Origin of the sequence: Chryseobacterium sp. T20, assembly GCF_047345655.1 — a bacterium.
Taxonomy (GTDB): Bacteria; Bacteroidota; Bacteroidia; order Flavobacteriales; family Weeksellaceae; genus Chryseobacterium.
In genome coordinates this window covers 59,137-73,799 of record NZ_JBLFDU010000008.1, presented here as the reverse complement: position 1 = coordinate 73,799, position 14,663 = coordinate 59,137, and the positions used below count along the sequence as shown (strand labels likewise).

Here is a 14,663-nt window from a genome sequence, read left to right as displayed (position 1 = left end):
TCGGAAGAAATGAATCAAAATAGAATCTTGCAGCCAACAACTATTGTTATTTTTGGTGCTACAGGAGATCTGGCAAAAAGAAAACTTTTTCCGGCATTTTATAACTTATACATCGATGGCAGAATGCCCAAAGGCTTTAATATTGTAGCATTGGGAAGGGCAGAAAATACCAACGAAAATTTCAGAAATTATATCAAAGAAAACCTTGAGAGCTTCTCCAGAAAAAAAGTAACTTCTGAGGACTGGGCAGGGTTTCAGGCTCATATTACTTATTTTCAGCATCAGCTGGATGAAGAAAGTTCTTATCAGAATTTACAGCAAAAATTGCAGGATTTTGATTCCGTGTATGGGATAAGAGCAAACAGGTTATTTTACCTATCCATAGGACCTAATTTTATTGCCACAATATCCAATCATATCAAAACGACTTCCTTAGCTTCTGATCCGAAAAAAGATCGTATTATTATTGAAAAGCCTTTTGGTCATAATAAGCAGTCAGCCATTGAATTAAACAGTCTTTTGGCTAAAACTTTTGAAGAAGAACAAATCTATCGTATCGACCACTATCTTGGGAAAGAAACAGTGCAGAATATATTGGCGTTCAGGTTTGGGAATTCAATTTTTGAACCTTTATGGGACCATAAATATATAGAATCGGTACAGATTACGGTAGCGGAAGAAGTTGGGGTAGAGACAAGAGGAGCTTTCTATGAACAGACAGGAGCATTAAGAGATATGATTCAGAACCACCTGTTGCAGATTCTGTGTATGGTAGCTATGGAACCACCGGCTTCATTGCAGTCTGGTGAAATCAGAGACCGAAAAGTAGACGTTCTGAAATCTATCCGTAGAATATCTTCCGATCAGGTGGATCATTATGCAGTAAGAGGTCAGTACGCAAAAGGTACTATAAACGGAGTAGAAGTGAAAGGTTACCGCCAGGAAGATGGAATTGCAGCAGATTCCAATACAGAAACTTTTGCAGCGATAAAATTTTATCTGGATAATGAAAGATGGCAGGATGTTCCTTTCTATGTACGTACCGGAAAGAAAATGAAAGAAAAGCACTCTTATATTACGATCCAGTTTAAGCCGCTTCCTCATTCTACTTTTTCAGACAGTCCGCACCTTTTATCTGCTAACCGACTGATTATTAATATTCAGCCAATGATGGATATCAGGCTGCAGTTTATGACGAAAAAACCGGGATTGACGTTGGATTTGAAACCTGCAGAAATGATTTTTGACAATTTTGCCTGCCAGGATGATACTCCGGAAGCTTATGAAACCTTATTACAGGATGCTCTTTTAGGAGATCTTACTTTGTTTATGCGTTCTGATCAGGTGGAAGAAGCATGGGATGTTGTCACCACCATACAGGAAGCCTGGGAAAATAATAAAGATTTATCCTTCCCGAATTATAAAGCAGGAAGTTGGGGCCCGGAAGATGTGAATGCTTTGGTAGAAAGGCAAGGACACAGCTGGGTATAAAACAAATTAAATTTAAACAGAAAAAAATGAATATTACAGTATTTGACGATCTGGAAAAGCTGTACACAAAGGCTGCAGATGCATTTGTTGACCTTTCAAAAAAATCTATTCAGAAAAATGACCGTTTTGTAGTGGCTCTCAGTGGAGGTTCTTCACCCAAAGCCATTTTCAAACTTTTGGCAACACCGGAATATAAAGAACAGATTGAGTGGAATAAAGTCTACTTTTTTTGGGTAGATGAAAGATGGGTTCCTTTGAACGATGATAAAAGCAACTTCCGAATGACAGATGAGGCACTTCTTAATCAGGTTCCGGTAGACCAAAACCATATCTTTCCTATGTATGCTGATGGAATAAGTCCTGAAGACTATGCTAAGGCTTATGAGCAGCAGATTAGAACTGTTCTTGGTGATGAAGGTATTTTTGATTTTATCCTGCTGGGAATGGGAGATGACGGTCATACGGCTTCATTATTTCCGGGAGAAGAAGTTTTAAATGAAAAAGAAAAATGGGTGTCTGCCTATTATCTTAAGCCTCAGGAAATGTTCAGAATCACATTGACTGCACCTATTATCAATAATGCGGATCATATTCTGGCTATTGCATTTGGTGAATCTAAAAAACATGCACTGAATGAAGTTCTGAATGGTGAATATAATCCTTCATTATATCCAATGCAGCTTATTGAGAAGAAGGATGGATTTCAGTTTTTTACAGACGAAAAAGCCAGAGGTTAATATACTTCAATCTTAAAAAATAAGAGACTGTCCAAGGACAGTCTCTCTTCATATCAACTATTCTAATACCGGATTCCCGGTAAATACAATTTTCTGTACATTAAAACGAAAATAAGGTAGGCTAAATGAAAACAGCATCATTAGAGAACTCATGACGCTGCAGCATTTAGTGTTTTTACCTTAGTTGCTTTTTGTTCGAAACTTTTAATTTTTCCAACTCAAATAGTGCTTCTATGTAAAATGGTTATTAGTTTTGAACAAATATACAAAATAAGACACTTCATAGTGTCTAAAAATTAAAAAAATGAAAAATATTTTGATCAGCAATTTGGAACCTCAAGAAAACCCTTTCGCATACAGCATTATAAGAGAATAATAAAATTGTAAAAAGTAGATTGAAGTATATAAAAAATGACAATATGATAGGCGACCGATAAAAATATCATCATTACTAAAAGCAACACCATTACATACATAATGATGCTGCTGAAGTAATGTTTACCTCAGTATTCAATATTACAATATGTATACTGAGGGAACTAACGGTGCAATCTGATCTCTCTCAACCTCACAACTCTGATTGTCTGTTATAAAAATGGTTATTAGTTTCTGCAAATATATAAATTTAGACACTAAAAAGTGTCTAAAATGAAAAAAAATTCATAAACTTGTACGATTGAAAGTTTACCATGGAAAGAAAGTCTGTAGCAGGAAGTATCCGGAACAAGGAACGCAGTAAAAAAAAGTTTTTGGATGCAGTTGGAAAGATACTGAGAACAAAAGGGTATACTGCCTTGAAAGTGAATAGTATTGCTGCTACAGCCGGGGTGGATAAAAAAATGATTTACTCTTATTTTGGAGGGATAGACGGCTTGATAGACGAGTATATCCGGTCACAGGATTACTGGAGCAAAGTAACCATTGAAGAGATTGAAAAAATAAAACCCAAATTGGATGACGGAGGGAAATCTTTCATGGAAGAAATGCTTTTATCTCAATTTGATTATGTGTATTCCAGCAAAGAAGCGCAAAAACTCCTTCTTTGGCGCTTATCAGAACCCCGCAAATCTTTAAAAAAACTTACAGAAATCCAGGAAGAAAACGGAGAGTATATATTTAAACTTTTGATGGATTCCCATTTTAAAGATAATGCTGAAGATGTACGCTCTATTATGGCCATTATGGTTTCAGGACTTTATTACCTGAATATGTTTTCCTCTCTTAATGGAAGCATTTTCTGTGGAATAGATGTCAATACGCCTAAAGGAAGAGATAAGATCAAGAAAGCCATTTCTTTCATGTTGCATCATACCTATGAAAACCTCTAGAATTCTTCATTTTGAAAATTGAGCTTCCTGTAAAAAAACAAAACCATTAGAAATCTAATGGTCTGTCTATAAGTTGTGTTTCTACCTTAGTTGTTTCGTGTTTGAAATTGTCTTAAAGTATGGGAACTCAATAATACAATTTGATTGTCTTATTTTTCAACCTAATAGTGTTTTAAAATATATAGTTGGTTTTAGTTTGTACAAATATATAAAATAAGACACTGTGAAGTGTGTAAAATGATAAAATTTTTCTTAATTTTATTTAATGTTTTGAAATTCAGTATATTATTTTTTGTTATAAGAGTAAGAACTTCTATTAATTAATCTTTTTCAATAGGTTTAACCTGTAAAATACAACACAATTTCTATTGTATAGTAAGTGTATGCTTTCTAAAAAGAATAAGTGATAAAAAATATCTATAAAAAAGTATTTTATTTAATATCATTCCATTTTTTTGAGATGAAAAAACAGCATCACTATAGAAAAATGATGCTGCTGGTTGTGTTTTTACCTCAGTCGTTGATGTTCGAAATATTTTAAACTGAGGGAACTAACGATACAATCTGAATAGTTTTTTATTTTTCAACTTCAATAGTGTTTTATATATAGAATGGTCTTAGTTTTTGCAAATATATACAAATACATTAAATTAGACACTGGTTAGTGTCTAAAATGATAAAAAAATTTCTTAAACTTGTATATTGAATGTTTAGTCATGGAAAGAAAGTCAGCATCAGGTAGTATTAGGAATAAGGAACGCAGCAAGAAAAAGTTTTTGGATGCCGTTGGAAAAATACTGAAAACGAAGGGATATGCAGGATTGAAGATTAATGATATTGCTGCAACTGCCGGGGTAGATAAGAAAATGATCTATACTTATTTTGGCGGAATGGATGGCTTGATGGACGAATATGTCCGTACACAGGATTTCTGGGTAAAAGTAACCAGCGAGGAAGTGGAAAAGATGAAACCGAATCTTGAAGATGGAGGCCGAGAATTTATCGAGCATATGCTTCTTTCACAGTTTGATTACGTATACGCCAATAAAGAAGCTCAAAAACTATTGTTGTGGACTATTTCTGAGCCCCGGAAATCATTAAAAAAACTGATTGATACTCAGGAAGAAAATGGAGAATATATCTTCAAATTATTGATGGAATCCCGTTTCAAAGATAAAATGGATACCTACCGTTCTATTATGGCCATCATGGTTTCAGGACTATACTACCTCAATATGTTTGCATCTCTGAATGGCAGCCTTTTCTGTGGTATAGATACCAATACTCCTGAAGGGCGTGAAAAAATCAAAAAGGCAATATCTTTCATGGTTGAACAGACCCATGATAATCTATAATCTATTATAAAGAACATAAAAAAAGGGGCAAATTATTGCCCCTTTTTTTGTATAATACCTGGTAGTCTATCCTTTATGATAAGGACATCCTGAAGCTGCTTCAGAATTTCCGTTGGTATTATAAAATTGTTCTTCAATAACCTTTCTCTGATCCTCAGGAATATCCTGTATCTTACGAAGGGTATTAACCTGAATATGAGGCCAGCTTGTAGTACCTCCATCGTTTCCGAAATCAAATTCAAAGAATACGATTTGTTCATATTGAAGCTGAAGAATTTCTTTTCCATCTTCAATTACGGTTTCAATCCACATGTCCATATCCACTTCAACAGTCGGAACGAAACGGTTGACAAAAGGAACATTTAAAACTCCTCCCTGTGCTCCGGTTTTCATTTTGGAAGACATTCTCACATGAACATAATTGCTGACATGTTGACCTCTTAACGTATCTCTTAATCTTAAATCAGGGCGTACAGAGTAAGGATATAAATCATCAGCCAGTATTCTCTGGGTATAAATTTTGTTTGAACCCGGATCATTATCATCATCAAGTGTTTCATGAACCCACTTCGGTGCTGGTTGATCAAGATCAATGATTTCCTCAGGAGTTACTCCTGCATTACCCATTGTACGTGAAATTGAAAGGTGATTGGTTTCCCAGGCTTCTTTACCATAAGGGAACTGAGGAGAGCCTTCAATTAAATAGTACGTCTTTTTATCTTTATTTTGAGGAATGATATCTCCAAGCAAAGTAATGGTACTTCCATGAGGGATAACACCGCTTCTTGAGATAGAGTAGTCCGGGATAAAATAAGGACCGTCGAGTCCTGCTCCCGGCTTTATTTCCTGTGCCGGAATGATTTCATAATAAGGCTGTCCCGGCTCCAGCTGGCTTTGAAGAATATATTTAGGGTTGGGCTCTCCGTCTGGTGTTATCCTTAGCAAAGGCTCATCTCTGTATTTGCCGGTATATCCATATTTAGCATCTTCTGTTGAAATAGCATGAATACCACGGTCTCTTTCAATAGATTCTTTCGTTGCTGCATGATTATAGACATCACTCAGCCATAGGTACATTCCGTTTTCTTCGTGGATAGGTGTATATTTCAGAGCCTCCTGTCCTGGGATAGCATTAACACTTTTAATGCTTTGTTCGTATTTAACTGCTCCGCAGAAAAGCTCACTGGCACCACCACGGTTACGTACTCCTCCGGGAACGATGGAAAATGTAAGTTTCTCAATATATTCTTCACTGTCAAAAGCAAATTTTCCGGGTATCGTTCCTGAATTGGTTCCGGGGGAAGGCATAATAGTAGTATGTACTCCGCTTGCTAATGATGGTTTTGGAACATCTTTATTGTAATTGACATTATAGCTTACCCAGGTACCATCCAGTGCAGCCAGAACTCCATAATCTACATTATTTTCAATTGCCTGCAGGTTGTCTTCTCTGAATGGTCTTACCGGATCATCAATAAGAAGTTTTGAATAGCCATCCATTACTTCAGCCAGATTAACTTCCTTCTGACCCGGCATTTTGCGGAATAACTGTTCTCCTCCCGCTTCCGGACTTTCTTTTTTTCTTTTAAGCATGATATATCGTTTTTATGGTTATAGGTTGATGTATTCGAATGTTGGCCCAGCGTTAGTCTGCGCATCCAGCGGTTGTTTCATCAGATTAACAGCCTGCTCTTTCAGGGCATACATATACATAATAGATTTTTCGAGTTCTCTCTGATTTCCTTCCACAGCACTTTGGATGGCGTCTAATAAACGTCTGTAGGTTTTATTAAACTCAACAGCCTGTGCATGTAATTCTTTATTTTTTACATAGTCTTCCATCTTCGGATTAGGTTTCATAGGATAGGCTTCATTCCAGTCTACCAGTAGATCTTTTCCTGTAGGTGGTGTCGTTACCGGCATCATTCCGTTTTCATCCATGAAAGGCTCATAGTTTCCTCCCAGATAGAAATGCTCATGGAAAACTTCTTTGAATCTGAAATAGTGTGCCAGTTCAACCCCTTCTTCAAACTGGGATGGGTCAACATCAAAAATAGAGTCATCAGCACCTTCACCTTGCCCTTTGATTTCCTGGAAAACGGCAATTACTCCGACCAAAGCCTCTACAGAATGTAATTTTCCTCCACTTCCGTAATATTGTTCCGGGCGGATCTGTTTTTTTGAATCTCCTGTAAAAATTCCTCCGCTATTTAATTCCTCAAAATTTGTTGGAAGTTTTCCATGTTCTTTGTAATAAGCAATGATTTGGAAAATAACAATATAGAAGAATAGTACGTCATAATATTCACCGATAGTATGTACGTTTTCCATGATGAAGCCCTTCATGTTTTCAAGAGTCCAGAAGTTGTTTTCCTGTATTGCAGCTCTTTGAGAATATAATGCGGAAGTGTCAGCTTCGTGATCATATTTCGGAGCTTTTACCAAAGGCTGACTTGGACTTTCAATCGCGATAAATGTGGCAATGCTGTTGCTGGAGAATGTTTCCAACCCTACATAGAAATCAACATTCATCGGCAATTTCATCGGATAAGTAGGGTAGTTTTCCTGTTTGTTGACAGAAGGCTGAATGTCAATGGCATTCAGAACATTACAAACCATAATCAGGTGAAGCATCTCTTCTACAGCAACACTTCGGATAATTTGTGAAGCCAGAGCGTTAGTTCCATCCTTGATCGAATACAAAGCTGTAAGGTAAGGAGGAATGGTAGAATGTTCGATAAGAATGGCCGTTTGCAATAGGTCTTGTAAAACCGGTTTGTAATCAATTTCTGTTATCCCTTTTTTTAATTCTGAAACTCCGGAACCCAACTCAGATTCCAGATAAGCATTGAAATCTTTGATCTGATCATTAAGCAAAAGATTCGTTAAGGTTTTGCTGTGATGTTTTAACCCTTCTATCCAATCTTCTTTGCTAAGTGTTGAATCAAATAATAAAGAAGGTAATGAAACGGCTTCAGTAACAACGGCGCTTCTCGCTGCCATTCTGCCTGCGGTTAATAACGTTTCCTGTGGTTGTGCTGTTTTATTGATAAGTCTTTGTCTCATGTTGTTATTTTTTAAGTTGAATTTCAAGATCAGCCAGAATAGATTCTACCGAACGGATCGTGAATGCTGATAAGGTTAAAGTAGGGTTTGAAGTTCCCAGAGTCGTCATATTTCCAGCTCCTACAATGTATAAATTCGGGTGATCCCAGGCTTTACAATAGCTGTTGGTTACAGAGTCTTCTGCTGTAGAACCCATTCTGTGAGTTCCCACGATGTGGCCGGCCCCGTTATAAGAATATCTTTCTCCATTGTACATCACAGAATTCTTGTCTTCTGCAGTATACTTTGTGAAATTCTCAATATTTAATCTTTTAAACATCTGATCAGAGGCATGTTTTGCCTGTTCCATCGCTTTCATTTCATACTCTGTCAGTTCATAATGAATAACAGGACGCGGAATTCCCATGACATCCAGATACTGATCGTTAATCGTAACTCTGTTATTAGGATTGGGAAGCTGTTCAATTTCAAAATGGAATAATACCTGCTTTGAAAGTCTGTCAGTGAGTTTTTCTCTTAATTTTGCCCCAAAATATTTTTCTTTGATAAAGTAGGCTACATCAGAGCCCGGAGAAAATGCCGGCCATCCCCAACCCCAGTTGTCAAGAGGAGAAATCCATGCTGAAAATTGATCTCTGAAGCTTCCGTCACGGAAAGACGAAATGTTTGTCGTAGAACCAGGACCTCTGTAAGGATAAACCGGTTCAGGGAAAAGTCCCCAGGTAAGCATTACCATATGATCCATTAGGTTTCTTCCCACCTGATCACTGCTGTTGGCCGCTGTTTTGACAACGTTGTTAACCGTATATTTGGAGTTCAGTAGAATTTTTGGATTTTCAAAAGCATTAGCAGCCAGAATTACGATGGCTTCCGAAGTATCAATAGATTCTTCAACAAAATCTGTTTTCTCTTTTGAGGTATATCTTCTTAAATGAACCTTCGAGATTTTATCTTTATCATTTTGGTCAATACTTAATCTGTAAACCACACTCTGTGCCTGGATCTGCATGTATGGATTACGTTTAAGATTTTCGTTGTCATTAATTTTATATAAAGCTTTTTTCAATGTTTTTAAAGCATTGTACTTAGCCTGAACAGGACAGATCGGAACACAGGAAGCATTCCCTTCACAGCGTTCTCCCATATAAGGATTCCATACTGAGCCAAGTGCCTTGTATTCTTCTTTTTCAGAGCTGTCTAAAACCAGTTTATATCCGGAGTCTTTTGGCTCAGCTTTGATGATCTTTGTTTTCCCGTATTTTGGATTCGGAATAGAATTTCTTCCCTGTGGAGAAGGTACCATCATTAATGGAATCTCTCCGGAGCTTAGCTTTACGCTTGTCCCTTTAAGTCCCTCAATAATCTTATGATCCATATAACTCTGAGGAATTTCTTCCATCGGAAATACATAGTTTCCATAATATTCTTCCGTTTTCTCCGTAATTGGATATTCCTGCCTTGAGACATCTCCGGAAACTCCGATTTCAAATTCTGCCATTTCATAATAAGGCCTTAGTTCTTCATAATTTATCGGCCAGTTGACAGACGTTTTTTCATCAGAATCCGGCTTTGGAATGGTGATGCCATATTTTTCTGTAAGCTTAAAATCGTTGGGAAGCATTCTTGGTGTAGTTCCCAGCCAGTGAAGGGTAGTTCCTCCGCCTACTCTTATCGCATCACTTGCAAAAGGCATGGGACCAAATTGTACGAGATATCCCTTTTTATCCGGATACGGCTGAACAATGTGTTCCATATCCAGAACGTTGGGAGAAGGTGCCTGTTTTAAGTTCGGATAAGGAGAATTGGGAACTTTGGCTTCCTCTCTGTAAAAAGTACGGATATATTCATTGTAAGTGGTCATTGAGGATACCGAATCCAGTTCAATACCAGCTTCCAGGCCTGCTTCGTACATAAGAATTGATATTTCCTTGATATTATCCGATTTTCCGGCATCTGCACGATGGATCATTTTTCCTTTGGTTGCATCAAATACATGATCGGACAATAGCTTCGCGATCAATGATCCTGCGATCCCCGTTCCTACGATGATCACATCTTTTTTGTTATTGGTCTGGCTCATGAGTTACTGTTTACAGGTTTAATATTCCATGATTTATATCCTGGCTGTTTGGCTCCCGGAGGATGGGAGTGCATCAGATTCCATACAAGACCTTCCTTGTAAGAAAGATCATTGATATAGGCTCCTTCCCATGTTCCCAAATACCACATGGTGATTACTTTTCCGGCAATGTCATTCATTCCCGGATTCCCGATAATTTCAGATTGAATGGCCTTGTTTATTTCTTCTTTCCCTGAATGATTTTCAAGGATATTTTTAGAAACGGTAAGGAATTCTACGAAAGTTGCTGCTTCCACGCTTTTTAAAACATAAGTATAATACGTTTCTGCAAGCCCTGTTGACTGTAGTTCATTTACTGTAAATCCGGCAAGCGCTTCCGAGATAGACATAAACACGTCGAAATAATAATCATCGACGTTGAGAATTTTGTTAATAATATTCATTTCGTAAAAATTTGGGTTAGATATCTTCAACTCCTTTTAATGGGAGGTTATCATGCCGATCGATCTATAGTTGCCGGATTCTTCAGATAACACCTCTTTTTCAGAAATGATTGAATGTATTTCAAGCGATCCATAGTTATCAATTTTGTTTATCCGAAATTAATCAGAACTCAGCAGATGAGATTCAGTATTTCTACGTAATTTGTGTTTGTGCAATTTTAATTTTTTGTAACAAATCCTTTCTATCAGGGTGTTTCAAGAGGTTGTGTTTTCACCTAGTTTAGAATTATTTTAAATAATGTGGTGTTGAATAGAGAATTAGATTTTAATGTTGGAAAAGTCAATACTTTAAAAAATAATAATAATTTGATGATCAGAATGTAACGAAAGCGAAACGGCAAATGTCTAATCTGTATAATTGAACTTTTTACCCAATTATCACTGATCATGAAACGACTTATCTTAACTTTATTATGCTTTGCTTCCTCTATTTTGCCTGCACAAGGATTTAATAACAAAAAAGAAAAAGCTATTCCTTCCAAAAATTTGAATGAACAAACAATTCATCAGTCTATTCAAAAGGAAACAGATAAGATATTCAGTAAATTGGTGAATATCAGACGGGATTTTCATGAAAACCCGGAGCTGGCAGGGAAGGAGAAGCAAACGCAGGAAAAAATCAAGAAGTATCTGTTGGATCTTGGAATAGAAGTTCAAACAGAGAGTTATGGACATAGTGTTGTAGGGATTCTGAAGGGTGACAAAAAAGGGAGAAAGATTGCCTGGAGATCAGATATGGATGCCCTTCCGAATGATTATCCCGATCCTGAAACTTTCAAATCAAAAATAAAAGGAATTCAGCATGGTTGTGGTCATGATATCCATATGGCGATTGGATTAGGAATTGCAGAGGTTCTTGCAAAAAATAAACAATCATTAAAAGGGACGGTTTATTTTATATTCCAGCCTGAAGAGGAAACCTTCAAAGGAGCAAAAGAAATGCTTCATAATGGACTACTTTCCAGAATAAATCCTGATGAAATCTACGGATTGCATGTGACCGCCACGCCTGTCGGGCAAATTATGGTGAAGCCCAATGAAATGTTTGCTTATCAGAAAAAAATAAGAATTCAGCTAAAAAACGGATTATCAGAAGACGTGCTTAACGGCTTGGGAAAAAAGATCAGCAATTCATTATTCCGGACTTCTAATGGAGGAAAACCCTGGGAATTACAATCTATCGTAGATCCTAAAATAGGACTGACAAATCCTGATACTATTTTCAAAGACTATCTGTTCACTGACGGAAAATTCAACATGTATTCCAAAAACAACGAATCATTTCTTGAAACGTACTTGTATGAGACAAACTCCATTAATTTAGATAAAATAATTCCTACAGTTCAAAAAGTGATTGAAGACAACGGGTATAAAGATCAGCTTCTTTCTGTTTCATTTGTTCAGGGAAATCCAACGATCGTCAATGATGAAAGACTGACCCGTTCAGCAACAGAAATTCTTCAGAATTTGTATGGCAAAAATGCAGTTGCTCCGGATTATGGTCAGGTTCCGTTTTTTAATGATGATTTTTCTTATTTTCAAGAAAAAATCCCAGGAGTATACTTCTTCCTGGGTGGTTCCAATTTTGAAAAAGGCATGATCGCTATGAATCATTCTCCCAATTTTCAGGTGGATGAAGAAAGTATCAGAACGGGAGTTAAAAGTTTTTCATCCTTAATCGTTGAGCGTCTTAACAGAAACTAATTTTTCACCGCAATGGCATCAATCTCGAACAACATTCCAGGTAAAGCCAACTGATTTACCGGAATAAGGGTGCTGGTAGGCAAGTATGAACTTTTCCATACTTTTTTCGCTTCTTCTGCCCATATTTCAAGTTTTTCCTGGTTGTGGTCAACAATGAGAAGAGTGATTTTGACAATATTATCAAATGTCATGGAGTGGCTCTGCAAAACGGTTTCCATATTTTTTAAAGCATCCTGAACCTGAGTTTTGAAGTCATCTGCCAGTACATGATTTTCACCTACACCGCCACTCTGTCCGGATATAAAACACATCCTGGAAGGAGATTCCACAGAAATACTGTGAGAAAAACCATAAGGACTGGGATTAAATAGTTCAGAAGGGTTAATCAGTGTGGGTTGTTTATTGTTTTCCATAATCTTTCATTTAATAAAGTAAAAATGAGAGAAAAAAATTGAAAAAGTCTTTACATATGTTGAGAAAAATATTCTTTTAATTCTGTAAATATTGCTTTGGTTTATACTTCAATTCTGATACAAAAAATGCTGTTCCTCTGAACAGCATTTTTAATTTTTACTCTACAACAATACTTTCAATCCCTTTTTGTAGGGCTGTATCCTGGATAACCGGAACAGAAAGTCCTTCTGCACGGACAACAGAAATATCTGTCATTCCCATAAATCCAAGAGTTTGTTTTAAGTAAGGAACCACAAAGTCATAAGCTTGTCTTTCTCCTTCAGAATACACTCCGCCACTGGAAAAAGCAAGATATACTTTCTTATTTTTTACCAATCCTTCAGGACCATTTTCGCTATAGCTGAATGTTTTTCCTGCTCTGGCGATATGATCAAGCCAGGATTTCAATGTAGAGGTGATACTGAAGTTGTAAAGAGGAGCTTCAATAATGATGATATCTGCTTCATGCAATTCATCAATTACAGTGTCTGAAAGTTTTACTGTTTCCAACTGCTCAGAAGTACGGTTTTCAGCCGGGGTAAAAAATGCATTGATATGTGTTTCTTCCAAATGAGGAAAAAGAGGATTGGTCAGATCTCGTTTTTTTAAAACACTGTCAGGATATTTGTCTGTAATTTTTTCTACAACAGCATTTCCCAGTTTTTTACTGATTGATGACTCGCTTCTTGGGCTTGAAGTAATATGAAGTACTCGTTTCATTTTTTATTTTTTTTAAAATTGATGTTTCAAAATTATTTATATTTACTAATAAAAAGATAGTAGTTACCAAAAGGTTAGTAATAACATTTAGGTTAGTAATAACAGAAAACAGAGACAATGGAAGAAGAAAAAATAGTGTATTCAAGGCCGCAATGCAGTACTCATCTGTCTGCTACAGAGGATGCTTTGTACGTTTTGGGAGGCAGATGGACCATTCGGGTTATGATTGCTATTCTGGGTGGACATACACGCTTCAATGAACTGCAAAGAACCATCAGTGGCATTTCAGCAAGAGTATTATCCAGTGAATTGAAAAAGCTGGAGGTGAATCATTTGGTGGAAAGAACTGTTATCACAGACCAGAAGCCGGTGTTGGTAGAATATGTTCCCACAGAATACAGCGAGTCACTGAAAGATGTTATTGCTGCACTGGCAGATTGGGGAGCAAAACATAAAAAGAAAATTACAGCCTGATATCAGGCCGGATGAGTAGTGTTGATATTAAAATATACCATGTTTTTGGTATTTGATAAGTTACGGCATTGCTTATGCTTTAAGTATTTTTTATTCAAATTAATAATAACAAGATGGTCATAAATGAAGACTTATTATTTTCTCACGGAGCCACTCTGGAAAACTATGAAGCAGGAGATGCTGTTTTTCAGGAAGGTACCGCAGCAAAATATTATTTCCAGATCAGGCATGGTACTGTGAAACTCAATACATTTTTGGAAGACGGAAAAGAATTTGTTCATGGACTTCCCTTTGATGGACATTGTATTGGTGAAAGCTATTTATTTACAGATCATCATTATGCCATTAATGCTATTGCTGTTACGCATTGTGAAATTATTAAAGTTTCCAAAACTAAAATTCTCGAAATACTGCTGGAAAAGCCTGAATTAATGCTTGAGATTAATAAATACATGGCTGACAGAATGCATTTCAGATTTATGATTTCCAGCTTTCTGGCAATTTCAGATCCTATCGTAAAGCTCATGAAGCTTTTTGATCATATTAAAAAATATTTCGGATTTGAAGAACCTTATTCATTTCTGGTTCCCTATACCAGACAGCAAATAGCTACCTTAACCGGTCTTCGGGTTGAGACGGTGATCCGATATGTCAAGAAAATGGAAGAGCAGAAAATGGTTAAAATTGAAAGCACTAAAATTTATTATTAGCTTTCAGAAATTCATTTTAAGTTTTATTATTATGAAGTTGTT

The 14,663-nt window shown here is 36.6% G+C and carries 13 protein-coding genes; 7 read left to right on the top strand and 6 right to left on the bottom strand.

Translation table 11 applies throughout. From position 1 onward, the window contains the following. Positions 1-9: 9 nt before the first annotated feature. From zwf to ACMA47_RS17355, 4 genes are all read left to right on the top strand, one after another. Complete coding sequence (zwf, locus tag ACMA47_RS17370; protein ID WP_413930796.1) at positions 10-1,491, top strand: glucose-6-phosphate dehydrogenase; 1,482 nt, start codon at positions 10-12, stop codon at positions 1,489-1,491. A 26-nt stretch (positions 1,492-1,517) separates the two neighbouring features. Further along, entirely contained in the window at positions 1,518-2,228 is a 711-nt protein-coding gene (pgl, locus tag ACMA47_RS17365; protein ID WP_413930795.1) for a 6-phosphogluconolactonase, read from the top strand. Positions 2,229-2,917: 689 nt separating this feature from the next. Continuing rightward, entirely contained in the window at positions 2,918-3,556 is a 639-nt protein-coding gene (locus tag ACMA47_RS17360) for a TetR/AcrR family transcriptional regulator (RefSeq protein WP_413930794.1), read from the top strand. 716 nt (positions 3,557-4,272) lie between these two features. Next, positions 4,273-4,911 (top strand): TetR/AcrR family transcriptional regulator, encoded by a 639-nt coding sequence (locus tag ACMA47_RS17355; RefSeq protein ID WP_062675193.1) that lies wholly within the window; start codon positions 4,273-4,275, stop codon positions 4,909-4,911. A gap of 66 nt (positions 4,912-4,977) precedes the next feature. Here the strand turns inward: ACMA47_RS17355 and ACMA47_RS17350 are convergent, their stop codons facing one another. The 4 genes from ACMA47_RS17350 to ACMA47_RS17335 are packed head-to-tail and all read right to left on the bottom strand — an operon-like array spanning position 4,978 to position 10,500. Continuing rightward, on the bottom strand, positions 4,978-6,504 hold the full coding sequence (locus ACMA47_RS17350) for a peroxidase, FMP-type (RefSeq protein ID WP_413930793.1): 1,527 nt from the start codon (positions 6,502-6,504) through the stop codon (positions 4,978-4,980). An 18-nt stretch (positions 6,505-6,522) separates the two neighbouring features. Next, positions 6,523-7,977: a ferritin-like domain-containing protein gene (locus ACMA47_RS17345; RefSeq protein ID WP_413930792.1), complete on the bottom strand. Its 1,455-nt coding sequence runs from the start codon at positions 7,975-7,977 to the stop codon at positions 6,523-6,525. Positions 7,978-7,981: 4 nt separating this feature from the next. Next, positions 7,982-10,057: a GMC oxidoreductase gene (locus tag ACMA47_RS17340; protein WP_413930791.1), complete on the bottom strand. Its 2,076-nt coding sequence runs from the start codon at positions 10,055-10,057 to the stop codon at positions 7,982-7,984. Further along, the gene (locus ACMA47_RS17335; protein ID WP_413930790.1) at positions 10,054-10,500 is read right to left on the bottom strand and encodes a hypothetical protein; all 447 of its coding nucleotides are present in this window, start codon (positions 10,498-10,500) and stop codon (positions 10,054-10,056) included. The genes ACMA47_RS17340 and ACMA47_RS17335 overlap by 4 nt, the downstream gene beginning before the upstream one ends. Before the next feature lie 447 nt (positions 10,501-10,947). Between ACMA47_RS17335 and ACMA47_RS17330 the strand changes: the two genes are divergently transcribed. Beyond that, complete coding sequence (locus ACMA47_RS17330) at positions 10,948-12,264, top strand: M20 metallopeptidase family protein (protein WP_413930789.1); 1,317 nt, start codon at positions 10,948-10,950, stop codon at positions 12,262-12,264. Here the strand turns inward: ACMA47_RS17330 and ACMA47_RS17325 are convergent. After that, complete coding sequence (locus ACMA47_RS17325; RefSeq protein ID WP_413930788.1) at positions 12,261-12,677, bottom strand: RidA family protein; 417 nt, start codon at positions 12,675-12,677, stop codon at positions 12,261-12,263. The two genes, ACMA47_RS17330 and ACMA47_RS17325, sit on opposite strands and share 4 nt — an antisense overlap. Positions 12,678-12,834: 157 nt before the next feature. Continuing rightward, positions 12,835-13,437, bottom strand: coding sequence for an FMN-dependent NADH-azoreductase (locus ACMA47_RS17320; RefSeq protein ID WP_413930787.1), 603 nt, complete (start codon positions 13,435-13,437; stop codon positions 12,835-12,837). Between the two features lie 117 nt (positions 13,438-13,554). Here ACMA47_RS17320 and ACMA47_RS17315 point away from each other — a divergent pair, with 117 nt between their 5' ends. Both ACMA47_RS17315 and ACMA47_RS17310 read left to right on the top strand, forming a co-directional pair. Further along, a complete protein-coding gene (locus ACMA47_RS17315) occupies positions 13,555-13,911 on the top strand; it encodes a winged helix-turn-helix transcriptional regulator (RefSeq protein WP_413930786.1) in 357 nt (118 codons plus the stop codon). Between the two features lie 113 nt (positions 13,912-14,024). Then, positions 14,025-14,621: a Crp/Fnr family transcriptional regulator gene (locus tag ACMA47_RS17310; protein WP_413930785.1), complete on the top strand. Its 597-nt coding sequence runs from the start codon at positions 14,025-14,027 to the stop codon at positions 14,619-14,621. Positions 14,622-14,663: the final 42 nt, after the last annotated feature.

What these genes read in the sequence shown, in the direction of transcription:
- zwf (WP_413930796.1), top strand. Translation starts at nt 10, where the DNA reads ATGAATCAAAATAGAATCTTGCAGCCAACAACTATTGTTATTTTTGGT.
- pgl (WP_413930795.1), top strand. Translation starts at nt 1,518, where the DNA reads ATGAATATTACAGTATTTGACGATCTGGAAAAGCTGTACACAAAGGCT.
- ACMA47_RS17360 (WP_413930794.1), top strand. Translation starts at nt 2,918, where the DNA reads ATGGAAAGAAAGTCTGTAGCAGGAAGTATCCGGAACAAGGAACGCAGT.
- ACMA47_RS17355 (WP_062675193.1), top strand. Translation starts at nt 4,273, where the DNA reads ATGGAAAGAAAGTCAGCATCAGGTAGTATTAGGAATAAGGAACGCAGC.
- ACMA47_RS17350 (WP_413930793.1), bottom strand. Translation starts at nt 6,504, where the DNA reads ATGCTTAAAAGAAAAAAAGAAAGTCCGGAAGCGGGAGGAGAACAGTTA.
- ACMA47_RS17345 (WP_413930792.1), bottom strand. Translation starts at nt 7,977, where the DNA reads ATGAGACAAAGACTTATCAATAAAACAGCACAACCACAGGAAACGTTA.
- ACMA47_RS17340 (WP_413930791.1), bottom strand. Translation starts at nt 10,057, where the DNA reads ATGAGCCAGACCAATAACAAAAAAGATGTGATCATCGTAGGAACGGGG.
- ACMA47_RS17335 (WP_413930790.1), bottom strand. Translation starts at nt 10,500, where the DNA reads ATGAATATTATTAACAAAATTCTCAACGTCGATGATTATTATTTCGAC.
- ACMA47_RS17330 (WP_413930789.1), top strand. Translation starts at nt 10,948, where the DNA reads ATGAAACGACTTATCTTAACTTTATTATGCTTTGCTTCCTCTATTTTG.
- ACMA47_RS17325 (WP_413930788.1), bottom strand. Translation starts at nt 12,677, where the DNA reads ATGGAAAACAATAAACAACCCACACTGATTAACCCTTCTGAACTATTT.
- ACMA47_RS17320 (WP_413930787.1), bottom strand. Translation starts at nt 13,437, where the DNA reads ATGAAACGAGTACTTCATATTACTTCAAGCCCAAGAAGCGAGTCATCA.
- ACMA47_RS17315 (WP_413930786.1), top strand. Translation starts at nt 13,555, where the DNA reads ATGGAAGAAGAAAAAATAGTGTATTCAAGGCCGCAATGCAGTACTCAT.
- ACMA47_RS17310 (WP_413930785.1), top strand. Translation starts at nt 14,025, where the DNA reads ATGGTCATAAATGAAGACTTATTATTTTCTCACGGAGCCACTCTGGAA.